Origin of the sequence: Inquilinus ginsengisoli (genome assembly GCF_031453975.1) — a bacterium.
In the GTDB taxonomy this organism is placed as follows: domain Bacteria; phylum Pseudomonadota; class Alphaproteobacteria; order DSM-16000; family Inquilinaceae; genus Inquilinus; species Inquilinus ginsengisoli_A.
Genome location: NZ_JAVDPW010000016.1, coordinates 18,685 through 45,514, shown reverse-complemented (window position 1 = coordinate 45,514; position 26,830 = coordinate 18,685). Strand labels below are relative to the sequence as shown.

Sequence of the window (26,830 nt, the reverse complement as noted above, 5' to 3'; positions counted from 1 at the left end):
GCAACCGAAGTTGCATGGCCGATTTCGGAGGATAATCCCATGAGCTACCACAGCGTGCAGACGACCCATCGTGTCGACAGGACTTCCAGCCCCGCCCCTCGAAGCAGACCTTACTTCGGTCGTCTTGGCGCGGCGGTCGCCGCGATGGCCCGGTCGATCGCCGAGCACCGCCGGCTGCGGCGCGATGAGCGGCGCCTGCTGGAAATGACGGACCATCAGTTGCAGGACATCGGCCTCCGCCGCGTCGGCCACAGCTTCGGTGCGCAGATCATCGAGGCCGACGATTCGGCTGTGACCGACGCTGCTGTTCAGGCCGGACCGTAGCGCCGGGTTTCGCCGCCCCGCGCCAGCTCCACCGCCAGATCGTCATGGCCGGGGGGCAGCAGCGGGTCGAACACCCGGTCGCCGAAATTCCGGCGCAGGCCGAAGACATGGCGCAGCAGCAGGTTGGTGTAGAGCCCCGGCCCGCTGGAATAGACCCGCCAGCCGCCATCGACGGCGATGGTCCCGTCCTTGACCCGCTGCCATTCCGTGCCGGCGGCATAGCGGTCGGCGAAGGCCGCATCGCTGGAGCTGAAATAGGCGTTGCGCTGGCGCGGCGTCGCGTTCGGCAGGATGTCGGTCACCGCCACCGGATTGGCCAGCAGCAGCGTCCGCCACACCGCATCGGCCTGGCCATGCGCCGCCAGCGCCTCGCCGGTGCGCAGATGCGCGTGGGTGTACATCAGCCCGATCTCGCGGCCGAAATAGGCGGCGGATTCGGCCCGGCGGAACAGCTGCTCGACCCCGCCGTGATAGGCCACCGGCCGATCCATCAGCCGGGCGCCGTCCGGGAACATCAGATGGTCGCGGATGATGGCGAGATGGCGCGGCACCGCCTCGCCGGCGAACAGGCCGGCGATCAGCGCCCGCTTCATTGGCAGCAGCGAATAGGTCAGGCCGGTACGGGTGTCGCTGGGGTGCAGCAGCAGCTCGGCGACAGTGCCTTCGGGCGTGAACACGGCATAGCCGGCCAGCACCCCGTCGCGCATCAGGTGGCGCTGGAGGTCCCAGTGCATCGCGCCGGCCAGGGTCTCGATCTCGCGCGCCTGCGCCGACCGGCCGGCATGGTCGAGCACCGCGGCCCAGCGGCCGAGCTGCTGGATCAGGAGGGCGACGGTCCAGGCGCTGACCATCCAGTCGCGCAGGTGGGGGTCGACCGGCTGCAGCGAATCGTTCCAGTCGCCCTCGCCATAGCGCAGCAGATGGGTGCCGGGGATGAAGCGGTCCTTCACCACCGCGACGATGCGGTCGATATGGGCCGAGACCGGGTCCTGCCGCTCGGTGCGGGTGAAGTCCTCCTCGTTGCGCCAGGCGATGGGCTCGTCGAGGAAGGCGAGGTCGCCGGTCGCCTCGACATAGTCGCACAGCGCCTTCAGCGGCCAGACGATGACGTCGCCATGGGCGTGGCGGTCCTGGATCGGCGAATAGGGTTCGAGCATGAACCATTGCGGCCAGTCGCCCCGGCCGGCGTATTGCTGGGCGAAGACCTTGCGCAGGACCTCCTTGGCCGCGGCGTCGTGCTCCAGCGCCAGCAGGAACTCCAGCGCGCCCTGGCAGACGTCGCGCGTGCCCCAGGCGCCGCCGGTGTACTGCTCCAGCCCGTGCGGCACGGTCAGGTGGATCATGGCGTCATGCGCCAGCCACGGGAAGGCGGCGTCCAGCGCCTCGCCCTCGGCCCCGCCGCCCCGGATCCGCAGGCCGCGGGTGACCTCGGCCCAATGGGCATCGGCCGACCCCAGCATCTCCGCGATCGGAACCCCGGCAGCGTAGCGGTCGGCCAGCGCCGTGGCCGCGGCCGCATCGGTCAGCGACCCGGTGACGGCAAAGCCGAAGCCCGAGACCGACCCGGTGCGCAACGCGATATAGCCGCCGCGCCGGCCCCGGCCGTCGGCATAGAGCAGCTCGTCGCCGCCGATCGCCTCGATCGCCTCCGGCGTCGGGGTGACCAGATGGTAGACCGAGTCGGGATAGCGCTGGCCCCACAGCCAGTCCGGGTCCGGACGGAAGGTGAAGCGCTTGGCGGCCGGATCGATCGCGACCCGCCCGGCCTGTTCGAGTTCACGCTCGCCGAGCACGAGATGGCCCAGCACCAGGAAGCGGCAGGGCCGGCCCTCGACATCGACCCGCCACTGCATCGCGGTGTCGGCGCCGGAGACGGCGGCGCGGACCGTGACCACGCGGCCGCCGAAGCGGTAGATCCAGCGGCTTTCCGCCAAGCCCATCTCGAAGGCCGAGGGCACCGACAGCAAGCGCCACCCTTCGCCGCCATCGACCAGGATGCGCAGGCCGGAGCTGCGGGTGATGTTGTAGGGGTCGCGCGAGACCGAGAACAGCTTGTGGAACGAGGTGTTGCCGACCGTCAGCTGGGCGGCGAAGACGCCATGCGCCCAGACCGTGGCGCAGAGCAGGCCATCCTCCGGCAGCAGCGCCGCGCCGGAGCGCAGCAGCGCGCCATGGCGGCGGCGCAGCCCGAGCTCCTTGGCGCGCAGGGCGACGTGCCGGTTCAGGCCACCATCATCGACGAAGAAGGATTGCAGGACGCCGCCGTCCCATTCCTCCAGCCGCCGCGACGGCCACAGCAGGTCGAGCGCGGCGGCGTCGAGATCCTCGGCCACCAGCGGCGGCGCATTCTGCAGCAGGCCGCGCACCGGGGTCTCGAGCACGACCTCCGCCGGGCGGAAGCCACCGGCGGCCGCCAGCGCCTGGTCGACCACGGCCAGGTCGCCATCGTCGGACGCCGCCTTGTGGTCCGGCACGAACAGGCCGAAGAAGCCCCACCCCGCCGTGGCGCCGGGCGCCAGGCTGGCGGTCTTCGAAGCGATCGCCGGGCAGGCGACCTCGTGCTGCAGCTTCTCGTCCGGCAGGTCGCCGGTGATCTCGGCGCGGTCGCGGAAGCCGGGGCCGAAGCTCTGCGCCGCATCGGTGGCGAAGCCGGACGCGCCGTCCAGGCAACCATGGGCCATCCAGGGAATGCGGCCGCCCTGGGCCAGCGCCTGGCGGCTCATCACCACCGGCCCCAGCCGGTCGTGGCGCGCGACATGGTGGTCCATGTATTGCGAGGCATAGGCCTCGTTGTTCATCAGGAAGCCGCGACTGCCGAGGCCGATGTCCTGCAGCAGCACGGCGGAGACCTCGACCGCGGCGGCGCCCTTGTTCTCGACCTCGACCCGCCAGAGCCACAGGTTCGAGTCGGGCGCCAGCCACAGCGTGACCCGATGCGCCAGTCCTTCGGCCTCGCCGGCCCAGACGAAGCGGTCGGTACCGGCGCCGACCGTTAGCCGCGCCGTCGGCCCCACCGCCTCGACCACCCGGCCGCCGGCCAGCCGCAACAGCACCCGGCCGATGCCGCCGGACAGCGGCGATCCCAGCACCTGGTTGACCAGCACCGGATCGCCCTGGCCATCCAGCTGGTGCGACAGGGCGAACAGCGCGCCGTTCGGCAGCAGGCTGGCGGCCAGGCCGGTGCCGTTGGCGATGCGCCGCAGTCCGAGATCGGTGTCGCGCGGGAGGATGAATTCGGTCGTCGGGCCTGTCATCGGTGCCGCTCGCTCCAAGCTGCGCGGACGTTCGGCCGCGGCGACGCGGCGCTCCGTCCTGGTCCGGAGTCTTCTACCCCGCCGCGATGATGCTGCCTATGGGGCCTCTCGACCCACCGGCCCCCTGTTCGCAACGACGGATTGACGGGCTATGCCGCTTCCACCCGGTGGATCAGGTTCATGATGCCCTCGCTCATCGCCCGGTAGTCGCGGGTGTTGGTGATCTCGCCCTCGATGCGGTAGGCGTTCATCACCACGATGCGGTCGGCCAAAGTGATCATCTCCGGCATGTCGCTGGTGATCAGCAGGATCGCCGTGCCGGTCTCGGACAGCTCGCGCAGCAGCTGGTGCAGCTCGGCCTTGGTCTTGATGTCGATGCCGACCGACGGCTCGTCGACGATCAGCACCTTCACCCCCGCCGCCAGCCATTTGGCGACGCTGATCTTCTGCTGGTTGCCGCCGGAGAGGTTGCCGACCAGCTGGTTCAGCGACGGGGTGCGCACCGCCAGCCGGCGGATGAAGGGTTCGGTCTTGGCCCGCACCGTGCCGTCGGTCAGGAAGCCGAAGCGCGACGCCAACTGGCGCCACACGGTGATGCCGGCATTCTCCAGCACCGTGTGCATCAGCACGAGGCCTTCCTGCTTGCGGTCCTCGCTGACATAGCCGATGCCGAAGCGGTGGATGGCGTCGGCGACGTTGCCGGCCTTGGCGGGCTTGCCCTCGACCTCGACCGTGCCTGCGGTCACCGGGAACTGGCCCAGGATGCATTTCGCCAGCTCGGTCCGCCCGGCCCCGACCAGCCCGTAGAGGCCGACGATCTCGCCCTTGCGCACCGTCAGGTCCACCCCGCGATGGCCCAGCGCGGTCGCCACGCCCTGCAGCTTCAGCGCCGCCGGCGCCCGGTCATGGTCGCGGGCCGGCCAGTCGGCGATCAGCTCGCTGCGGCCGATCATCAGCCGCACCAGATCCTGCCGCCCCAGCCCGTCCATCGACTGGCTCTCGCAGGCGTTGCGACCGTCGCGCAGCACCGTCACCCGGTCGCAGATCGCCTGCACCTCCTCCAGCTTGTGGCTGACGAAGAGCATGCTGACGCCCTCGTCCCGCAGCCGGCGCAGCAGCGCGAACAGGATGTCGGTCTCGTGCGGGGTCAGGGCCGCGGTCGGCTCGTCCAGCAGCAGCACGCGGGATTTCAGCGACAGCGCCCGGGCGATCTCGACCAGCTGCATCTTGGCGACGCTGAGCTGCGACACCGGGGTGCGCGGGTCGATGTCGAGGTCGAGCAGCTTCAGCCAGTGGCTGGCCGCCGCGTTCAGCCTGGCATAGTCGATCCGGCGCAGCGGATGCGCGGCCAGCTGCTCCAGCGCGATGTTCTCGGCGACCGAGAAGCGCGGGATCAGATTGCGCTCCTGATGCACCACGCCGATGCGGTGGGCGGTGGCGTCGCGCGGGCCGCCGAGCTCCACCGGCTTGCCGTCCAGCAGCAGCTGCCCCTGGTCCGGCCGGTAGACGCCGGTGATGATCTTGATCAGCGTCGACTTGCCGGCGCCGTTCTCGCCCAGCAGGGCGTGGATCGACCCCTGCTGCAGGGTCAGCGACACCTCCTGCAGCGCCTTCACGCCGGGGAAGAACTTGCTGACGCCGCGCGCCTCGAACACGGTGGCCGCCATGGTCAGATCCTCACCGCCGATTTGCTCATCTTGAGCTCGCGCAGGCGGTTGACGCCGACGGCCCACAGGATCAGGCCGCCGAGCACGACCTGCACCAGGAACGGGTCGATGTTGAACAGCACCAGGGCCTGGGTGATGATCGCGACGATGACGACGCCCAGCAGCGTTGCCGACACGCTGACATGGCCGCCCGACAGCACCGCCCCGCCGATCACCGGCGCGGCGAAGGACAGGATCAGCCAGTCGTCGCCGATGGTCGGCTGGCCGATCTGCAGCCGCCCCACCAGCAGGATCCCGGCCAGCGCGGCGAGGAGGCCGGAGATGGCGTGGGCGCAGACCACGACGAAGCCGACCGAGATGCCCGACAGCTCCGCCGCATGCGCATTGCCCCCGACCGCCAGGATCGAGCGGCCGAGCGCCTGCCGGTTCAGCATCGCCCACAGCCCGACGGCGACCAGCGCGGTGGGCAGCACCAGCCAGGGCAGCGGGTCGATGAAGTTGGTGTTGCCGAACGCCTTCACCGCGTCCGGGATGTCGTAGAAGGGCTGGGCCTGGGTGATGCCGAGATTGATGCCCTTGAACATCGACAGGCTGGCCAGGGTGATGACGAAGGCGCTGATGCCGGTCCAGGCGATGAAGATGCCGTTGACCATGCCCGCGGCCACGCCGATCAGCAGCGCCAGCACCGCCGCCACCGGCGCCGGCAGGCCCCACACCTGCATCATCCCGGCGAAGCTGATCGCCGCCAGGCCGCCGATGGCGCCGACCGACAGGTTCATCTGGCCGACCGCGATGATGATCATCTGCGAAAAGGCGATCAGCGCGTTGACCGATATCGCCAGCAGCAGCACCTGGATGTTGAGCGGCGACAGGAAGGACGGGTTGAAGGCGCCGACGATGACGATCGCCAGCACCGTGACCAGCAGCGGGCCGAACCAGTCGGTCCGGGCATAGCGGGCGAGCGGGCCCATCGCATCCTTCCCCATCACACCATCCTCCGGCGGGCCAGCACCGACCGGCGCGCCATATCCATCAGCACCGCCAGCAGCAGCAGCAGGCCGAGGAAGGACTGGACCCAGAATTCACCGATCTGCAGCAGCAGCAGGCCGCTGGTCAGCAGCGTCACCAGGAAGGCGCCGAGGAAGGTGCCCACCACCGACACCCGGCCGCCGGACAGCAGCGTGCCGCCCAGCACCGGGCCGAGGAAGGCCGGCAGCAGCCAGTCCTGCCCCAGCTGCCCGGCCATCGACGGGATGGCGGCGCCGTTGCGTGCCACCAGCATCAGCGCGGCGATGCCGGCCAGGATTCCGGACAGCATGTGGCACAGGATGAAGATGCGGCCGACGCGGATGCCCGACATCTCCGCCGCCTCCGGCCGGGCGCCGGCGGCCAGCATCTCGCGGCCGGTCACGGTGAAGCGGTACAAGACCACCAGCAGCAGGGCCACGACCACCGCCACCAGCAGCAGCGGCGACACCACGCCGCCGAACAGCTTCAGCCGGCCGAAGGCGGCGAAGGCCGGCGGCAGCTCGCGGTAGGATTCCGCCCGGGTCAGGAAGATCATCAGCCCGAAGAAGATGCTCATGCTGGCCAGGGTGATGATGAAGCTGTGCAGCCCGGACCGCACCACGGTCCAGCCGTTGATCAGGCCCAGCACGGCGCCCAGCGCCAGCCCGCCGACGATCGCCAGCGGCCAGGGCACGCCGGCATCCTGGATCAGCCAGCCGCTGGTCATGGCGGCGCAGACGCCGATGGCGCCGACCGCCAGGTTCAGCCCGCCGGTAACGATCACCACCATCATGGCCAGGCCGATCATGACGTTGATCGCCGAGGTGCGGCCGAGCGCGAACAGGTTGAACGGCGACAGGAAGCCCGGGGTCAGCAGGCCGAAGGCGGCGACGAACACCGCGATCAGCACGATCAGGCCGAATTCGTTGGTCAGGTAGAAGCGGGGCCGGCCCGTCGGCTCACGCGGGATCGCCTGCGGGGACCCCAGCTCGGCCGGGGACGGGGTCGCGGCGCGGTCTTCGACATGCATCAGTCGGACTCTGGACGGAAAAGCGGTCGGCGGCGGCGCTCGCCACCCTGGCGGGACCCGGCCGGGCAACCCTGCCCGGCCGGACGAGACCCCGCTAGGCCGGGCAGTCGAGATAGGTCTTGGCGAAGTCGGCGAGCAGCGCCTTGGTGATATCCTGCATCGCGGTCACGTAGGTGTCGACCTTGTCGGCCGCAACGAAGACCGTGCCCGAATCGATGAAGTGGTTGGTCAGCGCGTTGGTCTTCCACGGCGCGTCGGCCTTGACCTTGCAGCCGTTGCGCAGCCGGTCGACGACGTAGGAGCCGATATAGGCCTGGCCGTACGGGTTCTGCAGCATGGTGCCGTGCAGGAAGCCGTCCTTGATCGCCTTCAGCACCACCTCGTCATGGTCGATCGCGACCATCTGGATGCGCTTGTCGCCGATCCGGCGCAGCGCGTTGGCGGCGACCACGGACGGCACCCAGGCGGTGCTGATGATGCCGTCGATGTCGCCGGCATGGGCGGCGAGGTAGGCGTTGATCTTCTCTTCCGCCGGCTCCGGCGCGTCGATGTCGGCGATCACCTGCACGACCTGGGCGCCGTCTTCCTTCGCCGCCTTCTCGACCGCGTCGATGCGGAGCTGGGTGTTGGGGTCGACCAGGAAGCCGGTGACATGAAGGATGCGCTTCTTGCCGGCCATCGCCTTCAAGAGCTCCTTGGTGCCGAGATAGGCGGAGTTGCCGACATCGGTGCCGAGGCAGAACTGCGCTTCCGACGGGTCCTTCAGGCAGCCGGCGGTGGCGATGATGGGCGCGCCGCTGTCGGCCAGTTCGGCCACGGTGCTGACGCTGCCGACGGGGTCGCCGGGGAACAGCAGGAAAGCGTTGTAGCCCTGGGTCACCAGGCTTTCCAGCAGCTGGTTCTGGGTGCTCAGCTCCCACTTCTGCGGGACCTTGTAGTCCGCGGCGCCGAGCTTGAAGTCGCGGGCGGCGTCCTTGCCGGCCTGTTCCCAGGCCGAGAAGTACGGATGCGGGCCGCCGGGCACCAAGGCGACCTTGGTATCGTCGGCTGCGGCGGTGCCGGCCCCGGCCAGCAGCGCCAGCGCGGCCAGAACGGCCTTCCGGACATGACGGGACATACCCATTCCTCCCTTGTTTCTTGTCGAGTGCCGCGCGGCGATCGGCGCCCTTGCGCGACGCCCCGAGACGCTAGTATCCAAGTGTGCAAGGCGCAATCGAATTGTGGCCCCTGCGACCAAACAAGTCGGACAATTGGCTCGCAGGGCCGGCGCCGCATGGGGAGGACCAGATGCCGCACGTCGCGCCGTCCGACGCGCTGCCCATCGCTGCCGCGGCCGACTCCGTGGAGGAGCGTGCCGGCGGGCTGCCGGACATCCGTTTCCAGCTCGACCGCCGCCTGCCGGTGGCCGACCAGGTCTACGGCGCGCTGCGGCACGCCATCGTCGGCGTCCATCTGCTGCCCGGCACCCCGATCAGCGAGAACAGCATCAGCCGGCAGTTCGGCGTGTCGCGCACGCCGATCCGCGCCGCGATCCAGCGGCTGGCGGAGGAGGGGCTGATCGACGTCTACCCGCAGCAGGGCAGCTTCGTCGCCCCGATCCGGCTCAGCGGCATCGGCGACGCGCATTTCGTGCGCCGGGCGCTGGAGGTGGCGGTGCTGCACGAGACGGTGAAGATCTGGACCCCGGCGATGAGCGCCGCGGCCCGGGCCGTGCCGGCGCGGCAGCGGGCGCTGCTCGATGCCGGGGACACGGACGGCTTCCACGCCGCCGATGCGGAGTTCCACCACCTGCTGATGAGCTTCGCCAACCGCGAGGGGGTGTGGACCACGATCCAGGCCGCCTGGACCCGGCTGGCCCGCTTCATGCGGCTGTTCGGCAGCCCGGAGCGGCTGCCGCTGGTGATCGAGGAGCACATCGCGATCATCGATGCGCTGGATGCCGGCGACGTGGCGGCGGCGGAGGCGCGGCTGGTCTATCATATCGACCGCACCTTCGTGCTGCTGGACCAGTTGCCCGACCGCTACCGCCGCTACGTCTCGGACTGAGCCGCCCCGACCCCAGGACCGCAATCCTCCGATCTGCCTTGCGGGCGTCGCAATTCGTCCCTTTACTCCGCGGCAACCGCAACTCCTCCAGGAGATCGAGTCATGACCCGCTTCCGCCGCAGCGCCCTTGCCTTCGCCCTGCTCGCCGCCGTCGCCGTGCCGGGTGCGATCGCCGCTCCGGCATCGGCCGTGGCCGCCGAAGCACCGGCCACCCGCGTCGCGACCCTGTCGATGAGCGGCCAGGGCAGCGCCAGCGCCGCCCCGGACCAGGCCACGGTGACCAGCGGCGTCGCCAGCGAGGGCAAGACCGCCCGCGAGGCGCTGGATGCCAACAGCAAGGCGATGTCCGCGCTGATCGACGCCTTCAAGAAGGCCGGGATCCAGTCGGCCGACCTCCAGACCAGCGGCTTCTCGGTGCAGCCGCGCTACGCCCAGCCGAAGGAAGGGTCGAGCGAGGCGCCGCACATCGACGGCTACCAGGTGAACAACCAGGTGACGGTGCGGGTGCGCGACCTGACCAAGCTGGGCGCCCTGCTGGACACTGCGGTCTCGACCGGGTCGAACCAGATCAACGGCGTCGGCTTCGACCTGGCCGACCCGGCGCCCGTGCTGGACAAGGCGCGCGAGGCCGCGGTGGCCGACGCCCGGCGCAAAGCGGAGCTGACCGCCAAGGCGGCGGGGGTGAAGCTGGGCCGCATCCTGACCATCGCCGAGCCCGGAGCCGATACCGGCCCGCGCCCGATGATGGCCGCCTACGCCATGGACAAGCGGGGCGGCGCCCCGATCGAGGCCGGCGAGACCGAATTCCAGGCCCAGGTGGTGGTGACGTGGGAGATCGGGGAGTAACGAACCGAAGGCAGGCCGCAGCGCCCGCGCTGCGGCCGCCCCTTCACTGCGTCTGGATGATGTGGATGGCCTCGTACACCCGGCGGACCTGGTCGGCGTAGGACCGGCCGGCCGCCAGGTTGTCGGGGCCGGCATTGTAGGCGGCGACGGCGGCCCAGATGTCGCTGCCGCCGGTGGCCACGCGCATCTCGCGCAGGATCTCGCCGCCGACCAGCAGGCAGACGCAGCGGTCGGCCAGCAGCTGGTCGCGGGTGACGCCGAGCGCGGCCAGGCGGGGGTAGTGCACCGAGTTGATCTGCATCATGCAGACATCCTCGCTGCCGTTGCTGTTGGCGCCGTTCACCGCCTCCTGCCGCCACTTGGTCTCGACATAGGACATCGCCAGGATCAGTTCGGTCTCGACCCCGGCCAGCCGGGCGGCACGGGCCATGCAGTCGCTGGCCGAGGCCGCCGCCGGCTGCAGCGCTGCGGCCAGCGCCAGCACCGCCGGAAGCAGCCGGATCCTGCGACGCCCCCGGGCGATCATCGCGCGCCTTCTGCCATGACGGATCCCGGATCCCCTGCCCCGAAAAGGAGCGAAAGCCTACACCCTGCGGCGCGTCGATCAACCCAGCCGCCGGCCCCGTTCGCAGCTTTGGCTTGATCGCGCCGTGGACCGGGACGAGAGAATGCGGGGGAACCGGGACATCCCGCCCAGGACGACAAAGGCATGGACCGCACCGTGGCGCCACCCGCTTCCCCGACCGACGACCGCCGCCGTTGGATCGAACGGGGTCTTGAGCATCTCGCCTGGCTGCTCCTGCTGGTTGCGCTGGCGGTGTTCTCGGCTTCCATCCCGGGCTTCTCCAGGGCCGACACCCTGATCGGCATCCTCGACCAGTCGGCCGCCACCGGCATCCTCGCCGCCGGGCTGGCGCTGGTGATCATCGCCGGGCAGATCGACCTGTCCGGCGAATCGGTGGCGGGGCTGGCGGCGATGGCCGCGGCGATGGCGTTCGGCACCGGCGGGGTCGGCATGGGCTGGACGATCGACCCGGCCTGGCTGGCGGTGCCGGCCACCCTGGCTGGCGCGATCCTGATCGGCGCGCTGGCCGGCCTGGTCAACGGGGTGCTGGTGGTGCAGGCCCGGATCAACCCCTTCATCGTCACCCTGGGCGCCTACATGGTCCTGCGCGGCGTCACGCTGTGGATCTCGGGCGGCCATCGCGCCGCCGGCCTGCCGGCCGAGATCCTGGCCGTCGCCACCGGCCGGGCGCTGGGTCTCCCGATCCCGGCCTGGATCCTGGGGGCTGTCTTCCTGGCCTTCGGCGCCGTCCTGCGCTGGACGAACTTCGGCCGGGGTCTCATGCAGGTCGGCGGCGACCCCCAGGCCGCGGCCCATGCCGGCGTCCGGGCCGGACAGCTGGTGGTGGTCGCCTTCGCCCTCGCCGGCGGCCTCGCCGCCCTGGCCGGCTGGCTGCTGCTCGCCCGCGCCACCATGGCCACCGCCTATCTCGGCTTCGGCCTGCTGCTCCCGGCCTTCGCCGCGGTGGCGATCGGCGGGGTCAGCCTGAAGGGCGGCGCCGGCCGCCTGTCCGGCGTCTTCGCCGGGGTGCTGCTGCTGGGCGCGATCGACGCCGCGATCCGGCTGACCGGCCTGCCTGCGGAGACCGCCCAGGTCGCCCAGGCCGCGCTGGTGCTGGCGGCGGTGCTGCTGGAGCCGCTGAAGACGACGATCCGGGAACGCCTGAGGTAGCGGCGGACCTACGCAGCCCCCTCCAGCGCCGCCAGGAAGCGGCGGCGCCAATGGCCGATGTCGTTGGCGCGCAGCACCCGCATCATCGAGGCGTGGCGGTCGCGCCGCTCCTCGACCGGCATGGTCAGGGCCCGCTCCAGCGCCTCGGCCACCCGCTCGACGTCGAACGGGTTGACGATCAGGGCGGCGTCCAACTCCTCCGCCGCGCCGGCGAATTCCGACAGCACCAGCACGCCCGGATCCTCCGGGTCCTGCGCCGCGACATACTCCTTGGCCACCAGGTTCATGCCGTCACGCATCGGCGTCACCAGCCCGACCCGGGCGGAGCGGTAGAAGCCCAGCAGGGTCTTGCGCGGCACGCTCTTGTTCAGATAGCGCAGCGGCACCCAGTCGATGTCGGCGAATTCGCCGTTGATCGACCCGGCCAGGCTTTCCAGCTGGTGGCGGATCTCCTGGTAGTCGGCGACCTCGCCGCGGGTCGGCGGCGCGATCTGCATGAAGCTGACCCGGCCGCGCCGGTCCGGCCACCGCTCCAAGAGCGTGCGGAACGCCTCGAAGCGCCGCGGCAGGCCCTTGGAATAGTCCAGCCGGTCGACGCCGATGATCAGGTCGCGCCCGACCAGGCTGTCGCGCAGCCGGTGCGCCGACCGCATATTCCAGGCCGCCGGGGCGTCGGCCGCGATCTCCTCGGTCTCGATCGAGATCGGGAAGGATTCGACCACGATGCGGCGGCCGCCGATCTCGATCCGCCCGTCCGGCGTCTCGCGCCAGCCGCGATGCCACGCCGCCAGCAGGGCGTCGCGGTCGCGCGTGGTGTGCAGTCCGACCACGTCATAGGCGGCGAGGTCCTGCAGCAGCACCTCATGGGTCGGCAGGGTGCGCAGCACCTCGGGCGTCGGGAAGGGGGTGTGCAGGAAGAAGCCGATCGGCGCCGTCACGCCGCGGTCGCGCAGCAGGCGGCCGAGCGGGATCAGCTGGTAGTCATGCACCCAGATCCGGTCGCCCGGCCGCAGCAGCGGCAGCAGCGCGTCGGCGAACTGGGCGTTGACCCGGCGGTAGCCGTCCTCCGCCGCCCGGCTGTAATGGGCCAGCTGGATGCGGTAGTGGAAGATCGGCCACAGCGTCGAATTGGCATGGCCGTTGTAGTAGAGGTCGAAATCGGCCTGGGCGAGGTCGAGCATGGCGTAGGTCAGCGACCCCGCGCGCTTCAGCTTCGGCGCCCCGCCCGGCGCGTCCAGCAGCTTGCCGCTCCAGCCCAGCCAGACGCCGCCGGCCTCCTTCAGCGCCGCGAGCACGGCGACGGCCAGGCCGCCCTGCGGCGCGGTGCCCTCCTCGACCGGGGCGATGCGGTTCGACACGACGATCAGGCGACCCATTCCGACTTTTCTTTCTCAACGGGCAACGGCCGCGATCCAGGCGCGCGCGGCCGCCGGATCAGTCAAACGGTGCGTCGCGACGGTCGGTTCCCTGTCGCCGACCTGGACCGCCGCGCCGCCATGGCGCAGGGCCGCGGCGAAGGCGTCCTCGTCGGTGACGTCGTCGCCCAGCGCCAGCGGCCGGCGCCCGGCGAAGGGCGACACGGCCAGGAAGCGGTCCAGCGCCGCGCCCTTGTCGACGCCCGAAGGCTTCAGCTCGACCACCATCTTGCCGGCCATGGCGTGCCATCCCGGCGCCTCGGCCATCAGGCCCTCGGCGAAGGCGATGACATCGGGGCCCAGGGCCGGCGCCAGGCGGTAGTGGATCGCGACCGCCGCGCCCTTGGGCTCGACCCGCAGGCCCGGGTCGCGGCCGGTGTAGCCGCGCAGCGCCGCCTCCAGCCGTTCGAGCACCAGCCGGTCGACGGCGACGCGGTCGACCGGCCCGGCCGGGGTCGCCCGCCATTCCAGCCCGTGCTGCCCGGCGGCGGGCAGGCGCAGCGGCGCGAACAGCCGGTCGAGATCGGCGATCGCGCGGCCGGAGACCAGGGCCAGGGCGCCGCCGACCCGGGCGGAGAGCCGGCCCAGCACGGCGACCAGATCCGGCGGCACCACCACGTCTTCGGGCCGTTCGGCCAAGTCGATCAGGCTGCCATCGACATCGAGGAACAATGCCGATTCAGAAATACCTTCGGCGAAAGCGGTCATGTCGATGGTCTGCGGCGCCATGCGCGGTCAAATCTCCATGTCAAATTTCCGTAAAGATTGTCCATCCGAAACGAATTCAGACAAGACGACCGGCGCACCGCCGCCGTGTCTGGACGGCAACCGATGCGCCTGTCTTCTGTTTTAGGGATGATTGGCGATCGTTTCAAGGGAAGCGGCTGAAATTCCGCCCGGCCCGGGTGCAGCCGTAGGGCTACTTCAGTCGTCGTAGCCGATGCGGGCCCGGACGAAATCGCCCTTGATCGACACCAGCGGCCGGCCGCCGGCGCTGGTGGGAATCTCGCTGTCGACCATCGCGACCTTGGCGTCGACCGAGTAGCCGACCGGGGTGCCGCGGCGGAAGCCGAGGTCGATATCGGCGGCCTTGGCCTCGATGCGGATGGCTTGGCCCGGATCCGGGCTGGTGTTGTGGATGGTCGCCTTCAGCGCCTTGGCCGAGACGTCGAGCGCCCAGACCCGGCCGGTCAGCGACAGCTCCGCCGCCTGGGCGGTGACCGCGACCGCGCCGAAGCGGCCGCTCAGCGTGGCGGACACCGCCGCCGGCCGCAGCACGAGGTCGGCGCCGGGCCGCAGGTTCACCGCCAGCGTCGGCCGGCAGTCGCGCGGCCAGAACGAGGCCTGCCGGATGTCGACCGTCAGCCGGCGCCCCTCGACCCGCATGGTCGCGGCGCAGCCCTCGGCCTGGTCGAGCGTCGCCACCAGCGACCGCCCGGCATCGGTGCTGGCGGCGACGGCCACGCCGCCGCCGGTCACCTCCACCGCGTCGACCTGGGTCAGGTCGACCGGCGCGAACCGCTCCGCATCGGCCGGCTCGGCGGGGAAGCCGAGGCCCGCCAGGAAGGCCAGTGTCGTGAATGCTCCCATCACAATCCCTCCTGCAATCGGCCGGCCGTGTCGGCCCGGCTCCAGTTCAGCGGTACAGCGGGCGGCCGTTGGCGACGGCGAGCCAGCCGCGGATGATGCGGTAGACGGTCCAGACCCACAGGATGGCGAGCAGCGGCCAGCCGATCACGACCCAGACCAGGGCCCAGAACAGGAGGCCGAGCAGCAACGTCGCCCAGAAGGTGCGGATCGCCCAGGTGAAGTGGTCCCAGCCCACGGTGCCGCGGGCGTCGCCGCGGGCGAGATAGGCGATGACGACGCCAATCAGCATCGGCAGGCCGGTGAACAGCGACAGGGCGTAGATGGCGTAGACCACGTGGCCGACCGTGCCGAGGCTGCGGCGCGAGCCGCGCGGCGAGACGATGTCGTAGTCCGGTCGGTAGGAGGCGGCCATTGCTGGCTCCTTTCTTCGGGTTGCGATCTAGCGGACTCAGCGGCCTTCGAGGTCGCGGAAGTCCCGGTTGAGCTTGAATTCGGCGGAGGTGACGTAGCGCTCCATCCCGGCCAGGCGCTGCTCCAGCTCGCGGAAGTTGTGGCGGATGGCGGAGAAGGTGTCGGCCGGCTGGACCGAGACCGAGCGCCAGAACACCTCCTCGTCCCGGTTGCGATACAGCAGGGTCGGCCGGCGCTTCAGGAACACCGCGGCCGCCAGATAGGCGATCACGATGTGCGGGAAGAAGATGAACGCCAGGACCACGGTGCCGAAGCGGACCTTGCCGGGCGAGACCCCGAAATAGGCGGCGAGGCCGGCGCAGACGCCGAGGAACACTCCGTTCTCCGGATCGCGGTAGAGGCGATGCGGGTTCGGCGATTCGGTGAAGCGTCCGGTCATGGTCCCGGCCTCCGCCACTGCGGTGCCTCGGCGTCGAGGATCTTCTCGAGCGTCTGGATCCTGAGCTCCATCCGCTTGGCGCTTTCCCACAGGTCGACCAGCATGCGCTCATCCTCGCGCGACAGCGTCCGGGACGATCGCCAGCGGGTGACGTAGTGCAGCACCAGCCAGATCGGCGCCACGATCACCAGGAAGATGATGACCGGGACGAAGACGATAGCGTGAAACATAGTCTTCCTTGCGTCTGCGGCCCGGCGGCTAGCGCCGGGCCGGTTTGACGAAACCGATCAGCCGCCGGTGCGGCCGAGCCGCGCCTTGATCGCCTGCAGCTCCTTCTCGACGCCGCTCTCGGCCTCGAGCTCGGCGAACTCGTCCGACAGGGTCTTGCGCCGGCCGAGATCGAAGGATTCGACCTGGCCCTCGACGGTGTCGATCTTGCGCTCGATCTGCTCGTAGCGGGACAGCGCCTCGTCGATCCGGCCGTCATGCAGCTGGGTGCGGATGCGGACCTGGTCGCGCGCCGCCTCATGCCGGATGGCGAAGGATTTCTGCTTGTTCTTGGCCTCGGTCAGCTTGGCCTCGAGCCGGCCGAGATCCTCGTTGGTCTTGGCCAGGGCGGTCTCGATCGCCTCCAGCTCACCGCGCAGGATCCCGATCGTGGTCGCGGCCTGGGCCTTGGCCACCAGCGCGCCCTTGGCCAGGTCCTCGCGGCCCTTCTCGACCGCCAGCTCGGCCTTGCGCTGCCATTCGGCCTGCCCGGCCTCCAGCTGGTCGACCCGGCGCAGGATCTCCTTCTTGTCGGCGATCGAGCGGGCGGCGGCGGACCGCACCTCGACCAGCGTGTCCTCCATCTCCTGCACGATCAGCCGGACGATCTTCTCGGGATCCTCGGCGCGGTCGAGCATGGAATTGATGTTGGAGTTGATGATGTCGCCAAGGCGGGAAAAGATACCCATCATTCGGTCCTCATATGGTCGCTTGCAGGCGGGGCGTCACAGGAACAGCCAGCCGATCAGGGCGCCGGCGCCGAAGAACACCCAGTTCTCGGCCGGCCGGCTGCGGATCCAGGCGAACAGGCGCTCGGCGGTGCGCTGCCAGTCGCTGGTCCGGCCGCCCCCGAACGGGCCGGCCGAGCGCCGGCCAAAGCGGTCGAAGGTGCCGGTTGGGTCGGGTCGGTGGCTCATCTCGTCTTCCTCCTGCCCGAGGGATTCGGGGGTCGCTTCCCTGGTTTGCAAACGGCGTGCCAAGTCCGATTTCCGCAGAATTCTGCGGTTTGGCTCAAACAGCCCCTTGCCTGATCGGCGAAAATTCCCGAATCTCCGGCGAAATTCACCGAAGCGGTGCCCGATGACCAACGCGCTGCCGCAGATGATGGGCGAGGCCCCCGCCTTTGCCGACCTGCTCGACCAGGTCTCGGCCGCGGCGCCCCTGGACCGGCCGGTGCTGGTGATCGGCGAGCGCGGCACCGGCAAGGAGCTGATCGCCGCCCGGCTGCACTACCTGTCGCCGCGCTGGGACCGGCCCTTCGTCAAGCTGGACTGCGCCGCGCTGTCGCCCGAGCTGCTGGAGAGCGAGCTGTTCGGCCATGAGGCCGGCGCCTTCACCGGCGCGGTGCGGCGCCATGCCGGCCGGTTCGAGCGCGCCGATGGCGGCACCCTGTTCCTGGACGAGCTGGCCAATGCCGGGATGCGGGTGCAGGAGAAGCTGCTGCGGGTGATCGAATATGGCGAGATCGAGCGGGTCGGCGGCACCCAGGCCATGACCGTCGACGTCCGCATCGTCGCCGCCACCAATGTCGACCTGCCGACCGAGGTCGAGGCCGGGCGCTTCCGCGGCGACCTTTTGGACCGGCTGGCCTTCGACGTGCTGACGGTGCCGCCCCTGCGCGCCCGGCCGGAGGACATCGCCCTGCTGGCCGGCCACTTCGCCCAGGCCATGGCCCACACCCTCGACCGGCCGGGCTTTCCCGGCTTCGCGCCGGAGGCGATGGCGGCGCTGCAGGGCCATGGCTGGCCCGGCAACATCCGCGAGCTGAAGAACGCGATCGAGCGCGCGGTCTATCGCAGCCCGCCGGACCGGCCGGTGGAGGAGATCGTGCTCGACCCCTTCGCCTCGCCCTGGCGGCCGCAGGCGAAGGCGGCGGCGCGGTCAGATGCCGAGCCCGCGCCCGCCGACACCGCGCCGGCCCTGCCCTATGATTTCCGGGCCGGGATCGCGGCGGTCGAGAAGAGCTGGCTGGAGGCGGCGCTGGCCGCCCAGAGTGGGCACCAGGGCCGCGCCGCGACGGCGCTGGGCCTCGGCTACGACCAGCTGCGCCACCTGCTGCGCAAGCACGGCATCGCCACACGGCAAACACCGCCGTCCGATTGATTTATGGAAGAGGGGTTTGGATGCCCGCCACTTTCCATTGTCATGCCACGGCTTGACCGTGGCATCCAGGAGCGGCCGGAGCGGCTCTTGACGGCCCCTGGATTGCCCGGTCGAGCCGGGCAATGACAGGAAAGCTCTAGAATCGACGACCCGAAAAGCTCGACCGGACAGCGATGCGCGACAGGGGGACCATCGGGTGACCACGACCAAGACAGTGCTGATTACCGGCTGCAGCTCGGGCTTCGGCTTCGCCTTCGCCCGGCGGTTCGCCGAGGCCGGCTGGTCGGTGTGGGCGACGCTGCGCGGCCCGCTGGACCGGCCCGAGGCGGCGGCGCTGGCCGCCATCCCGGGCGTGACCGTGCTGGCGCTCGACGTCACCGTCGCCGCCGAACGGGCCGCGGTGGTCGCCGCCATCGGGCCCGGCGGCCTGGACTGCCTGATCAACAATGCCGGCTATGGCCTGACCGGCCCGGTCGAGGCGCTGGAGGACGGCCAGATCCGCCGCCAGATCGCCGCCAACCTGGAAGGCCCGATCCTGCTGACCCGCGACCTGCTGCCGGCGCTGCGCCGGCGTCGCGGGCGGGTGATCAACATCTCGTCGCTGCTCGGCTTCGTCGGCACGCCCTTCATGGCGCTGTACTGCGCCACCAAGCATGGCATGTCCGGCTTCAGCGAGGCGCTGCGCTTCGAGCTGGCGCCGCATGGCGTGCAGGTCTGCGCGGTCGAGCCCGGGCGGCACGACACCGGCTTCAACCGCCGGCTGGACCACCCGGTGCTGACGCCGGACCTGCCCTATCACAGCCTGTTCGGCCGGGCGCTGGCCCATCGGGAGTCGCGGGGCGCCGTGGCGCCGGACCGGGCGGCCGCGGTGAGCGACCGGGCGGCACGGCGCCTGCTGCGCCTGGCCGAGGCCCGGCGGATGCCGGCCAAGCTGCGCCTGGGGCGCGACGCCACGGTGCTGTTCTGGGCCCGGCGGCTGCTGCCCGAAGGGCTGTTCGACCGGCTGATGATCTACGCGACCGGCCGCGGAGCAGCCTGAGAGACCGTTTGTAAACGTGCCCGCGCGGCCGTCTGATGGCGGTTTCTGCGCTTCCGGTGCTCACGGACGACCATGTCCGCTGCGCGCCGGTTCTCGAAACCACCACCAGCCGACTCACGCCAACCCGTTTCCAAACAGTCTCTGGAGACAGCAGGCCCGGTCAGTAGTTCCACAAGGCCGGCACCCAGCGATAGCCGTTGCCGACCGCGGCCACCCGGCAGATCGACGGGAACGGCAGGTGCGTGCCCAGGAGCGGCTCGCCGCTCGCCGCCAAGTCCCGCAGCAGACGGGTCCGGACGCGGACCGCCTCCTCGGGGTCGTGCTCGAAGCCGTTGTGCCACTCCTGATGCTCGAAGCTGTGCGGCAGCACAGCGTCGCCGACGAAGGTCAGGCGGTCGCCGCCGGATGCCAGGCGGACCACGCTGTGCCCGGGGGTGTGGCCGCCGGTGCGGGTAACGACCACGCCCGGCGCCACTTCGGCATCCGTCTCGAAGGTCTGCAGCTTGCTGCCGTACTGGGCCAGGAACCGCTTGGCCGCCGACCGGATCATGTCCGTCATCGCCCCCGGCATGGCGGTGCGGGAGAAATCGGGCGCCTGCCAGAATTCGGCCTCGGCGGCCGACGCGTGGATCCGCACATCCGGACGCAGCTGGTCCTGCACCCCGTCCACCAGCAGCCCGCCGACATGGTCGAAATGCATGTGGGTCAGCACCACGTCGGTCACATCGGCAAGGTCGATGCCGGCGGCCTCCAGCCGCGAGGACCACCGCCCGGTCTTCGGGAAGCTCGGGGCCTCCAGCCCCAGCCCGGAATCGATCAGGATGGTCCGGTCGCCGCTGCGGACCACGACCTCGTTCAGCGCCCAGTCCATCACCTCCGGCTGCAGCCGCTCGTGCAGCCAGGCCGACCGGACGGCCGGGTCGGCGTTGGTCGCCATCGCCTCGGCCGATATCGATATGATCCCGTCGCTGACCACCATGACGTCGATCTCGCCGACCCGCAGCGCGTAGCGCGACGGAACCAGCTCGTCGTACCCCGGTCCGCCGGAGTGCGAGGTGTTGTCCTGGCCCATGTTCGTCTCCTGTTGGCCGCCTTACCCACGGCAGGGAGACGCTACGGCGGGGCGTGTTCGCGATCGATTGGGTCGAGGGAGAGGCCGGACCATACCGGGGAATAGGTCCTGTCATTCGGAGGGGCAGGCCGGCGAAGGCGGCGCGGCCGCATCGAAATCCCCTCGCCTCAACTGTAAAATCCAGGCAATTCCCATGGCTAGATCGGCCCGTGGCCGGACCCATCACGTGGATTTCATCCCGCACTGCGAGATGGCGATTGCGCCGCGTGCCCCGACTCAGGCAGGGTTTCGAAAATCCTTAAAATCCTTGCGAATGAAACGTTTCTCGGGAGGCACCATGAAGCGATATGCTGTTGCCGCGGGCCTGCTGGCCGCCGGCCTCGCCCTGCCCGCCGCGGCCCAGGTCTCGGGCAACGTCGTCAAGATCGGCGTGCTGAACGACCAGTCCGGCGTCTATGCCGATTACGGCGGCAAATGGTCGGTCGAGGCCGCCAAGATGGCGGTCGAGGATTTCGGCGGCAAGGTGCTGGGCGCCCCGATCGAGATCGTGTCCGCCGACCACCAGAACAAGCCGGATATCGGGTCGAACATCGCCCGGCAGTGGTTCGACGTCGACGGCGTCGACATGATCAGCGAACTCACCACCTCCTCGGTCGCGCTCGCCGTCCAGGCGCTGGCGGCCGAGAAGCACAAGGTCACCATCACCTCCGGCGCCGTGACCGCCGACCTGACCGGCAAGGCCTGCTCGCCCACCGGCTTCCACTGGGCCTTCGACACCCATGCGCTGGCGGTCGGCACCGGCGGCGCGCTGGTGGATCAGGGCGGCGACACCTGGTTCTTCCTGACCGCCGACTACGCCTTCGGCTATTCGCTGGAGGACCAGACCACCAAATTCGTGACCTCCAAGGGCGGCAAGGTGCTGGGCAGCGTGCGGCACCCGCTGAACACCACCGACTTCTCGTCCTTCCTGCTGCAGGCCCAGGCCTCCGGCGCCAAGGTGGTCGGCCTGGCCAATGCCGGCCTCGACACCGCCAACGCGATCAAGCAGGCAGCGGAGTTCGGCATCGTCGCCGGCGGCCAGAAGCTGGCCGGCCTCTTGTTCACCCTGGCCGAGGTCCATGGCCTGGGGCTGCAAGCGGCGCAGGGGCTGGTGCTGACCGAAGATTTCTACTGGGACCGCAACGACGAGAGCCGGGCCTTCGCCCAGCGCTTTTTCGCCCGAACCCAGCGCATGCCGAATTCGGTCCAGGCCTCGGAATACTCCTCGGTGCTGCAGTATCTGAAGGCGGTGCAGGCCGCCGGCACCGATGACGGCGACAAGGTCGCCGCCAAGCTGAAGGAGCTGCCGGTCGACGACGTCTTCGCCCATGGCGGCAAGGTCCAGGCGGACGGCCGCATGGTGCACGACATGTACCTGTTCCAGGTCAAGGCGCCGGGCGACAGCACCAAGCCCTGGGACTACTACAAGCAGCTGGCCACCATCCCCGGCGACCAGGCCTTCCTGTCGGCGGAGACCAGCGGCTGCCCGGCGACGGCGAAGAAATAGCAGGCGGATGACCGAAGCGATCCTGGTGGCGGAGGGCCTGACCAAGGCCTTCCGCGGCTTCGTCGCGGTGAAGGGCGTGAACCTCGCCGTGCGCGAGGGCACGATCCACGCCCTGATCGGCCCGAACGGCGCCGGCAAGACCACCGTGTTCAACCTGCTGACCAAGTTCCACCAGCCCACCGCCGGCCGCATCGCCTTCCGCGGCGAGGACATCACCCGGCTGAAGCCGGCCGAGGTGGCACGGCGCGGGCTGGTGCGGTCGTTCCAGATCTCGGCGGTGTTCCCGCATCTGACGGTGCTGGAGAACGTCCGGGTGGCGCTGCAGCGGCCGGAGGGGCTGGCGCGCCAGTTCTGGCGCTCCGCCGGCGTGCTGCGCCGGCTGGATGAGCGGGCGCTGGCGCTGATCGAGGCGGTCAATCTCGGCGACTTCGTGCGGACCACCGCGGTCGACCTGTCCTATGGCCGCAAGCGGGCGCTGGAGATCGCCACCACCCTGGCGCTCGACCCGCCGATGCTGCTGCTGGACGAGCCGATGGCCGGGATGGGGCATGAGGAGATCGGCCGCATCGCAGAGCTGATCGCCAAGGTCGGCGCCGACCGCACCGTGCTGATGGTCGAGCACAACCTGTCCGTCGTCGCCGACCTGTGCGACCGGGTCACCGTGCTGCAGCGCGGCGAGATCCTGGCCGAGGGCAGCTACGCCGAGGTCTCGGCCGATCCCCGGGTGCGCGAGGCCTATATGGGGTCGGAGCATGTCTGAGCCCCTGCTCCACGTGCGCGGGCTGCAGGGCTTCTACGGCGAAAGCCATGTGCTGCACGGCGTCGACATCGACGTGTTCCCGGGCGAGACCGTGACCCTCTTGGGCCGCAACGGCGCCGGCAAGACCACCACGCTGCGCGCCATCATGGGCATATTGCGCCGGCGCCAGGGCACCATCCGGATGGGCGGGACCGACCTGCTGGCGACGCCGCCGCACCGCGTCGCCCGCGCCGGCATCGGCTATGTGCCGGAGGAGCGGGGCATCTTCGCCTCGCTGTCGGTGGCCGAGAACCTGACGCTGCCGCCCAAAGTGGCCGAGGGCGGCATGAGCGTGGCCGAGATCCACCGCCTGTTCCCCAACCTGGCTGAGCGGGCGGGCAGCCAGGGCACCAAGCTGTCGGGCGGCGAGCAGCAGATGCTGGCGATCGCCCGGGTGCTGCGCACCGGGGTCAAGCTGCTGCTGCTGGACGAGCCGACCGAGGGGCTGGCGCCGGTGATCGTGCAGCGCATCGGCGAGCTGCTGCGGGCGCTGAAGGCGCAAGGCATGACCATCCTGCTGGTCGAGCAGAACTTCCGCTTCGCCAGCGCCATCGCCGACCGCCACTACGTGATGGAGGACGGCCGCGTCGTCGCCGAGATCCGGCGCGAGGAGATGGCCGACAAGATGGACCTGCTGCATGAGACGCTGGGAGTCTGAGATGGAGTGCATCCCATGATCCCGCTGCTCGGCATCCCGGTGCAGGTGCTGTTCGGCCAGCTGCTGCTGGGGCTGATCAACGGGTCGTTCTACGCCCTGCTCAGCCTCGGCCTGGCCGTGATCTTCGGGCTGCTCAACGTCATCAACTTCGCCCATGGCGTGCAGTACATGCTGGGCGCCTTCGCCGCCTGGATGCTGCTGAACTTCCTCGGCATCGGCTACTGGCCGGCGCTGGTGCTGGCGCCGCTGATCGTCGCCCTGTTCGGCATCGTGCTGGAGAGGCTGTTCCTGGCCCGGCTGTACCGGTTGGACCCGCTGTACGGCCTGCTGCTGACCTTCGGCGTGGCGCTGATCCTGGAGGGGGTGTTCCGCAGCCTGTACGGCACCTCGGGCCAGCCCTACGCCCCGCCGGCGGCGCTGACCGGGGCGGTCAATCTCGGCTTCATGGTGCTGCCGATCTACCGCGGCTGGGTGATCCTGGCCTCGGCGGTGATCTGCTTCGCCACCTGGTTCGTGATCGAGAAGACGCCGCTGGGCGCCACGCTGCGCGCCGCGACCGAGAACCCGGTGCTGGTCCAGGCCTTCGGCATCAACGTGCCGCGCATGGTGACCCTGACCTATGCCTTCGGGGTCGGCCTGGCCGGGCTGGCGGGGGTGCTGGCCGCCCCGGTCTACCAGGTCAGCCCGCTGATGGGGTCGAACCTGATCATCGTCGTCTTCGCCGTGGTGGTGATCGGCGGCATGGGGTCGATCATGGGCGCCATCGTCACCGGCTTCGCGCTCGGCATCCTCGAGGGGCTGACCAAGGTGTTCTACCCGCCGGCCTCGAACATCGTGGTCTTCGTCATCATGGCCGTGGTGCTGCTGATCCGCCCCGCCGGCCTGTTCGGGCGGGAGCGCTGAGATGGAACGCGGCACGAAGACCGCCGCGGCGCTGGCGGTCCTGATCGTGGTGCTGGGCGCGCCCCACCTGCTGTACCCCGTCTTCCTGATGAAGCTCTTGTGCTTCGCCCTGTTCGCCTGCGCCTTCAACCTCCTGATCGGCTATGTCGGCCTGCTGTCCTTCGGCCATGCCGCCTTCTTCGGCGGCGCCGCCTATGTCACCGCCCATGCCGCCAAGGTGTGGGGCTGGCCGCCGGAGCTGGCGATCCTGGCCGGCACCGCCGCGGCGGCCGTGCTGGGGCTGGTGATCGGCTTCCTCGCCATCCGCCGCCAGGGCATCTATTTCGCGATGATCACCCTGGCGCTGTCGCAGATGGTGTTCTTCGTCGCGCTGCAGGCCCCCTTCACCGGCGGCGAGGACGGCATCCAGTCGGTGCCGCAGGGCCGCATGTTCGGGCTGTTCGACCTGTCCGACACCCTGACCTTCTACCATGTCGTGCTGGCGATCTTCGGCCTCGGCTTCTTCATCATCTGGCGCATCGTGCACTCGCCCTTCGGCCAGATCCTGAAGGCGATCCGCGAGAACGAGCCCCGCGCCATCTCGCTGGGCTACCGGGTCGACGCCTACAAGCTGACCGCCTTCGTGATGTCGGCGGCGCTGGCCGGGCTGGCCGGCGGCACCAAGGCGCTGGTGTTCCAACTGGCCTCGCTGACCGACATCCAGTGGCAGATGTCGGGCGAGGTGATCCTGATGACGCTGCTGGGCGGCATCGGCACGCTGGTCGGCCCGGTGGTCGGCGCCGGGCTGGTGGCGGCGCTGGAGAACTACCTGGCGGAATCCGCCCTGCCGGTCACGGTGGTCACCGGCGCGATCTTCGTGGTGGTGGTGCTGCTGTTCCGCCGCGGCATCGTCGGCGAGGTCATCCACTGGATGAAGCGCAAGGGATAGGGGCCCTATTGCCCTGAGAGCAATGTTCCGATTCCGCCGGCCCCGGCATCGGACCATCTTGCCGGCATCATGCTGGACCTGACCGTCGCCACCATCCTGGTCGCCTTTGCCGGCGTCTTCCTGATCTCCCTGCTGCGCGGCGCGTTCGGCGGCGGCTTCGCCATCATCGGCATCCCGCTGCTGTCGCTGGTGATGGACCCGGTCACCGCCGGCGGCCTGCTGGCGCCCCTGTTCGTCGCCACCGACCTGGTCGCGCTGCGCTACTGGAAGCCCTCGACCTGGTCGCGGCCGGACCTGGTGCTGCTGCTGCCCGGGCTGGTGGTCGGCGTCGGGCTGGGCACCCTGCTGTTCACCGTGCTCGACCACCGCGCCATCGCCATCGTGATGGCGGCGGTCACCCTGGCCTTCGTCGGGCTGTGGTTCGCCAAGGGCGCGACCGTCACGATCCGCCCGCGGTCGACGCCCAAGGCGATCGCGGCCGGTTTCACCTCGGGCATGACCACCATGGTGGCGCATTCCGGCGGGCCGCCGCTGGCGATGTACCTGCTGCCGCTGGGCCTCAGCAAGGCCCTCTATGCCGGCACCACCAGCCTGTTCTTCACCGTCGGCAACGCGCTCAAGGCGGTGCCGTGGCTGCTGCTGTCGCAGCCGACCGCCGGGGTCTGGACCCTGATGGCGCTGTGCCTGCCCGCGATCCCCGCCGGCGTCTGGCTGGGCTGGCGGCTGCACGGAAGGCTGGACCAGCGCCAGACCTACCGCACCTGCTACGGGCTGCTGGTGGTGACGGCGCTGAAGCTGCTGTGGGACGGCGTCTCCGGCTACCTCGCGTGAGCCGCGTCACCACCTCAGCCCCGACCCCTCACGCCGCCGGCTGATAGCCGTATGCTGCGCCCGCGCGCACCACGCGGCCGATGCCCGGCCAGCCGAGATGCGCGCCGGCGATCCATGTCCCCGCCTCGGCCGCGTCGGCGAAGACCTTCAGGCGGGTGGCGCGTGCGGTCGGCTGATCGTCGTCATAGCCCCAGCTGAACGCGGGGTTGCCGAACTGCAGGGCCGGCACATGAACGACGTCCCCGAAGAACAGGAAGCGGTCCTCGCCCGTATCGAACGCATAGCCGGTGTGGCCGGGGGCATGGCCGGGCAGGGCGACCGCCCTCAGCCGCTCGGCCACCAGCTCGCCATGCCGGACGGGCTTCAGCAGGGGCCCGAACCGCGCCAGGCGTGCCTCGGCGAAAAAGCCCTCCACGGCCGCCTCGGGCATGACGATCGCCTGCAGGTTCGGAAACAGCACCCGGCCGTCCGGGGTCAGCAGCCCGTGCACGTGATCCTGATGGGTGTGGGTGAGCGCCAGGAGCGTGATCGAAGCCGGGTCGATCCCGGCGTCCGCCATGGTCCGTTCGAGACGGCCCACCGTCGGGGCCCAGCCCCCTCCCCCGCTGTCGATCAGGACGCCGTCGACGCCCGGGCCTGCAAGCGCGAAGCAATTGACCGACAGGCGAAGCGGCGCCCCGGCCGGCGCAGCCTGCGGCACCGGGTTGTCCTGCGGGTCGCGCAGAAGGTCCGCCGGCATCTCGAGGGTGCCGTCCGAGAGCGACCAGACGCGCCACGCCCCGGACGTGATGCCGAGGACGGTGCTGCTGCGGGATGTCACGATCATGAGGTCCCCTGTCGCAAAGGCACATGGAGGATCGGCGGTCGTTCTTGGAACGACGGCGACGGTACACGAATTGGGACGACGGAGCCCCTCCCA

General features: G+C 70.3%; 28 protein-coding genes. 12 read left to right on the top strand and 16 right to left on the bottom strand.

What is annotated here, in order from left to right; translation table 11 throughout:
- Positions 1-39: 39 nt before the first annotated feature.
- Complete coding sequence (locus tag E9232_RS33055) at positions 40-324, top strand: YjiS-like domain-containing protein (protein WP_309801529.1); 285 nt, start codon at positions 40-42, stop codon at positions 322-324.
- On the opposite strand, the gene E9232_RS33050 is transcribed toward E9232_RS33055, so the two are convergent.
- The 5 genes from E9232_RS33050 to E9232_RS33030 all read right to left on the bottom strand — a co-directional run bounded on the left by E9232_RS33050 (position 309) and on the right by E9232_RS33030 (position 8,400).
- The gene (locus E9232_RS33050) at positions 309-3,578 is read right to left on the bottom strand and encodes a hypothetical protein (protein ID WP_309801528.1); all 3,270 of its coding nucleotides are present in this window, start codon (positions 3,576-3,578) and stop codon (positions 309-311) included. The two genes, E9232_RS33055 and E9232_RS33050, sit on opposite strands and share 16 nt — an antisense overlap.
- A 149-nt stretch (positions 3,579-3,727) precedes the next feature.
- Complete coding sequence (locus E9232_RS33045; RefSeq protein WP_309801527.1) at positions 3,728-5,245, bottom strand: sugar ABC transporter ATP-binding protein; 1,518 nt, start codon at positions 5,243-5,245, stop codon at positions 3,728-3,730.
- A 2-nt stretch (positions 5,246-5,247) separates the two neighbouring features.
- Positions 5,248-6,231: an ABC transporter permease gene (locus E9232_RS33040; protein WP_309801526.1), complete on the bottom strand. Its 984-nt coding sequence runs from the start codon at positions 6,229-6,231 to the stop codon at positions 5,248-5,250.
- Positions 6,231-7,283 (bottom strand): ABC transporter permease, encoded by a 1,053-nt coding sequence (locus E9232_RS33035; RefSeq protein WP_309801525.1) that lies wholly within the window; start codon positions 7,281-7,283, stop codon positions 6,231-6,233. Before E9232_RS33035 ends, E9232_RS33040 begins: the two co-directional genes overlap by 1 nt.
- Before the next feature lie 94 nt (positions 7,284-7,377).
- Positions 7,378-8,400 carry a sugar ABC transporter substrate-binding protein gene (locus E9232_RS33030; RefSeq protein WP_309801524.1) on the bottom strand — a complete coding sequence of 341 codons (1,023 nt, stop codon included), beginning with the start codon at positions 8,398-8,400 and terminating at the stop codon, positions 7,378-7,380.
- 170 nt (positions 8,401-8,570) lie between these two features.
- Between E9232_RS33030 and E9232_RS33025 the strand changes: the two genes are divergently transcribed.
- Complete coding sequence (locus E9232_RS33025) at positions 8,571-9,329, top strand: GntR family transcriptional regulator (RefSeq protein WP_309801522.1); 759 nt, start codon at positions 8,571-8,573, stop codon at positions 9,327-9,329.
- 102 nt (positions 9,330-9,431) lie between these two features.
- On the top strand, positions 9,432-10,175 hold the full coding sequence (locus E9232_RS33020) for an SIMPL domain-containing protein (protein WP_309801521.1): 744 nt from the start codon (positions 9,432-9,434) through the stop codon (positions 10,173-10,175).
- Between the two features lie 43 nt (positions 10,176-10,218).
- Here E9232_RS33020 and E9232_RS33015 read toward each other — a convergent pair whose 3' ends face one another.
- Positions 10,219-10,701, bottom strand: a complete 483-nt coding sequence (locus E9232_RS33015; protein WP_309801520.1) for a lytic transglycosylase domain-containing protein — start codon at positions 10,699-10,701, stop codon at positions 10,219-10,221.
- 183 nt (positions 10,702-10,884) lie between these two features.
- Between E9232_RS33015 and E9232_RS33010 the strand changes: the two genes are divergently transcribed.
- On the top strand, positions 10,885-11,910 hold the full coding sequence (locus E9232_RS33010) for an ABC transporter permease (protein WP_309801519.1): 1,026 nt from the start codon (positions 10,885-10,887) through the stop codon (positions 11,908-11,910).
- 8 nt (positions 11,911-11,918) lie between these two features.
- Here E9232_RS33010 and E9232_RS33005 read toward each other — a convergent pair whose 3' ends face one another.
- The 8 genes from E9232_RS33005 to E9232_RS32970 form a co-directional block, all read right to left on the bottom strand.
- A complete protein-coding gene (locus E9232_RS33005) occupies positions 11,919-13,286 on the bottom strand; it encodes an alpha,alpha-trehalose-phosphate synthase (UDP-forming) (protein ID WP_309801518.1) in 1,368 nt (455 codons plus the stop codon).
- A gap of 15 nt (positions 13,287-13,301) precedes the next feature.
- The gene (gene otsB / locus E9232_RS33000) at positions 13,302-14,054 is read right to left on the bottom strand and encodes a trehalose-phosphatase (protein WP_309801517.1); all 753 of its coding nucleotides are present in this window, start codon (positions 14,052-14,054) and stop codon (positions 13,302-13,304) included.
- Between the two features lie 195 nt (positions 14,055-14,249).
- Positions 14,250-14,915 (bottom strand): hypothetical protein, encoded by a 666-nt coding sequence (locus tag E9232_RS32995; RefSeq protein WP_309801516.1) that lies wholly within the window; start codon positions 14,913-14,915, stop codon positions 14,250-14,252.
- 46 nt (positions 14,916-14,961) lie between these two features.
- Positions 14,962-15,327 carry a DUF4870 family protein gene (locus tag E9232_RS32990; RefSeq protein ID WP_309801515.1) on the bottom strand — a complete coding sequence of 122 codons (366 nt, stop codon included), beginning with the start codon at positions 15,325-15,327 and terminating at the stop codon, positions 14,962-14,964.
- Between the two features lie 36 nt (positions 15,328-15,363).
- Positions 15,364-15,765: an envelope stress response membrane protein PspC gene (pspC, locus tag E9232_RS32985; RefSeq protein WP_309801514.1), complete on the bottom strand. Its 402-nt coding sequence runs from the start codon at positions 15,763-15,765 to the stop codon at positions 15,364-15,366.
- Positions 15,762-15,995, bottom strand: coding sequence for an envelope stress response membrane protein PspB (gene pspB, locus E9232_RS32980; protein WP_309801512.1), 234 nt, complete (start codon positions 15,993-15,995; stop codon positions 15,762-15,764). Before pspB ends, pspC begins: the two co-directional genes overlap by 4 nt.
- Positions 15,996-16,052: 57 nt before the next feature.
- Positions 16,053-16,721 (bottom strand): phage shock protein PspA, encoded by a 669-nt coding sequence (gene pspA, locus E9232_RS32975; protein ID WP_309801511.1) that lies wholly within the window; start codon positions 16,719-16,721, stop codon positions 16,053-16,055.
- Positions 16,722-16,757: 36 nt separating this feature from the next.
- Positions 16,758-16,949: a hypothetical protein gene (locus E9232_RS32970; protein ID WP_309801510.1), complete on the bottom strand. Its 192-nt coding sequence runs from the start codon at positions 16,947-16,949 to the stop codon at positions 16,758-16,760.
- A gap of 163 nt (positions 16,950-17,112) precedes the next feature.
- Between E9232_RS32970 and pspF the strand changes: the two genes are divergently transcribed.
- Positions 17,113-18,135: a phage shock protein operon transcriptional activator gene (pspF, locus tag E9232_RS32965; RefSeq protein WP_309801508.1), complete on the top strand. Its 1,023-nt coding sequence runs from the start codon at positions 17,113-17,115 to the stop codon at positions 18,133-18,135.
- A gap of 196 nt (positions 18,136-18,331) precedes the next feature.
- On the top strand, positions 18,332-19,174 hold the full coding sequence (locus E9232_RS32960) for an SDR family NAD(P)-dependent oxidoreductase (RefSeq protein ID WP_309801507.1): 843 nt from the start codon (positions 18,332-18,334) through the stop codon (positions 19,172-19,174).
- 160 nt (positions 19,175-19,334) lie between these two features.
- Here the strand turns inward: E9232_RS32960 and E9232_RS32955 are convergent, their stop codons facing one another.
- Positions 19,335-20,246, bottom strand: coding sequence for an MBL fold metallo-hydrolase (locus E9232_RS32955; RefSeq protein WP_309801506.1), 912 nt, complete (start codon positions 20,244-20,246; stop codon positions 19,335-19,337).
- Between the two features lie 337 nt (positions 20,247-20,583).
- On the opposite strand from E9232_RS32955, the gene E9232_RS32950 reads away from it, so the two are divergent.
- The 6 genes from E9232_RS32950 to E9232_RS32925 all read left to right on the top strand — a co-directional run bounded on the left by E9232_RS32950 (position 20,584) and on the right by E9232_RS32925 (position 25,911).
- Positions 20,584-21,792 (top strand): ABC transporter substrate-binding protein, encoded by a 1,209-nt coding sequence (locus E9232_RS32950; RefSeq protein ID WP_309801505.1) that lies wholly within the window; start codon positions 20,584-20,586, stop codon positions 21,790-21,792.
- Between the two features lie 7 nt (positions 21,793-21,799).
- A complete protein-coding gene (locus tag E9232_RS32945; protein WP_309801504.1) occupies positions 21,800-22,552 on the top strand; it encodes an ABC transporter ATP-binding protein in 753 nt (250 codons plus the stop codon).
- Complete coding sequence (locus tag E9232_RS32940) at positions 22,545-23,249, top strand: ABC transporter ATP-binding protein (protein ID WP_309801503.1); 705 nt, start codon at positions 22,545-22,547, stop codon at positions 23,247-23,249. The genes E9232_RS32945 and E9232_RS32940 overlap by 8 nt, the downstream gene beginning before the upstream one ends.
- A 15-nt stretch (positions 23,250-23,264) precedes the next feature.
- Positions 23,265-24,152, top strand: a complete 888-nt coding sequence (locus E9232_RS32935; RefSeq protein WP_309801502.1) for a branched-chain amino acid ABC transporter permease — start codon at positions 23,265-23,267, stop codon at positions 24,150-24,152.
- 1 nt (position 24,153) lies between these two features.
- Positions 24,154-25,080 carry a branched-chain amino acid ABC transporter permease gene (locus E9232_RS32930; RefSeq protein ID WP_309801501.1) on the top strand — a complete coding sequence of 309 codons (927 nt, stop codon included), beginning with the start codon at positions 24,154-24,156 and terminating at the stop codon, positions 25,078-25,080.
- Between the two features lie 69 nt (positions 25,081-25,149).
- Positions 25,150-25,911 carry a sulfite exporter TauE/SafE family protein gene (locus E9232_RS32925; protein ID WP_309801500.1) on the top strand — a complete coding sequence of 254 codons (762 nt, stop codon included), beginning with the start codon at positions 25,150-25,152 and terminating at the stop codon, positions 25,909-25,911.
- Positions 25,912-25,939: 28 nt separating this feature from the next.
- On the opposite strand, the gene E9232_RS32920 is transcribed toward E9232_RS32925, so the two are convergent.
- The gene (locus E9232_RS32920; RefSeq protein ID WP_309801499.1) at positions 25,940-26,731 is read right to left on the bottom strand and encodes an MBL fold metallo-hydrolase; all 792 of its coding nucleotides are present in this window, start codon (positions 26,729-26,731) and stop codon (positions 25,940-25,942) included.
- Positions 26,732-26,830 lie beyond the last annotated feature (99 nt).

Coding starts and splice junctions, on each gene's coding strand:
- E9232_RS33055 (WP_309801529.1), top strand. CDS start 40: ATGAGCTACCACAGCGTGCAGACGACCCATCGTGTCGACAGGACTTCC.
- E9232_RS33050 (WP_309801528.1), bottom strand. CDS start 3,578: ATGACAGGCCCGACGACCGAATTCATCCTCCCGCGCGACACCGATCTC.
- E9232_RS33045 (WP_309801527.1), bottom strand. CDS start 5,245: ATGGCGGCCACCGTGTTCGAGGCGCGCGGCGTCAGCAAGTTCTTCCCC.
- E9232_RS33040 (WP_309801526.1), bottom strand. CDS start 6,231: ATGGGGAAGGATGCGATGGGCCCGCTCGCCCGCTATGCCCGGACCGAC.
- E9232_RS33035 (WP_309801525.1), bottom strand. CDS start 7,283: ATGCATGTCGAAGACCGCGCCGCGACCCCGTCCCCGGCCGAGCTGGGG.
- E9232_RS33030 (WP_309801524.1), bottom strand. CDS start 8,400: ATGTCCCGTCATGTCCGGAAGGCCGTTCTGGCCGCGCTGGCGCTGCTG.
- E9232_RS33025 (WP_309801522.1), top strand. CDS start 8,571: ATGCCGCACGTCGCGCCGTCCGACGCGCTGCCCATCGCTGCCGCGGCC.
- E9232_RS33020 (WP_309801521.1), top strand. CDS start 9,432: ATGACCCGCTTCCGCCGCAGCGCCCTTGCCTTCGCCCTGCTCGCCGCC.
- E9232_RS33015 (WP_309801520.1), bottom strand. CDS start 10,701: ATGATCGCCCGGGGGCGTCGCAGGATCCGGCTGCTTCCGGCGGTGCTG.
- E9232_RS33010 (WP_309801519.1), top strand. CDS start 10,885: ATGGACCGCACCGTGGCGCCACCCGCTTCCCCGACCGACGACCGCCGC.
- E9232_RS33005 (WP_309801518.1), bottom strand. CDS start 13,286: ATGGGTCGCCTGATCGTCGTGTCGAACCGCATCGCCCCGGTCGAGGAG.
- otsB (WP_309801517.1), bottom strand. CDS start 14,054: ATGGCGCCGCAGACCATCGACATGACCGCTTTCGCCGAAGGTATTTCT.
- E9232_RS32995 (WP_309801516.1), bottom strand. CDS start 14,915: ATGGGAGCATTCACGACACTGGCCTTCCTGGCGGGCCTCGGCTTCCCC.
- E9232_RS32990 (WP_309801515.1), bottom strand. CDS start 15,327: ATGGCCGCCTCCTACCGACCGGACTACGACATCGTCTCGCCGCGCGGC.
- pspC (WP_309801514.1), bottom strand. CDS start 15,765: ATGACCGGACGCTTCACCGAATCGCCGAACCCGCATCGCCTCTACCGC.
- pspB (WP_309801512.1), bottom strand. CDS start 15,995: ATGTTTCACGCTATCGTCTTCGTCCCGGTCATCATCTTCCTGGTGATC.
- pspA (WP_309801511.1), bottom strand. CDS start 16,721: ATGGGTATCTTTTCCCGCCTTGGCGACATCATCAACTCCAACATCAAT.
- E9232_RS32970 (WP_309801510.1), bottom strand. CDS start 16,949: ATGAGCCACCGACCCGACCCAACCGGCACCTTCGACCGCTTTGGCCGG.
- pspF (WP_309801508.1), top strand. CDS start 17,113: ATGACCAACGCGCTGCCGCAGATGATGGGCGAGGCCCCCGCCTTTGCC.
- E9232_RS32955 (WP_309801506.1), bottom strand. CDS start 20,246: ATGGGCCAGGACAACACCTCGCACTCCGGCGGACCGGGGTACGACGAG.
- E9232_RS32950 (WP_309801505.1), top strand. CDS start 20,584: ATGAAGCGATATGCTGTTGCCGCGGGCCTGCTGGCCGCCGGCCTCGCC.
- E9232_RS32945 (WP_309801504.1), top strand. CDS start 21,800: ATGACCGAAGCGATCCTGGTGGCGGAGGGCCTGACCAAGGCCTTCCGC.
- E9232_RS32940 (WP_309801503.1), top strand. CDS start 22,545: ATGTCTGAGCCCCTGCTCCACGTGCGCGGGCTGCAGGGCTTCTACGGC.
- E9232_RS32935 (WP_309801502.1), top strand. CDS start 23,265: ATGATCCCGCTGCTCGGCATCCCGGTGCAGGTGCTGTTCGGCCAGCTG.
- E9232_RS32930 (WP_309801501.1), top strand. CDS start 24,154: ATGGAACGCGGCACGAAGACCGCCGCGGCGCTGGCGGTCCTGATCGTG.
- E9232_RS32925 (WP_309801500.1), top strand. CDS start 25,150: ATGCTGGACCTGACCGTCGCCACCATCCTGGTCGCCTTTGCCGGCGTC.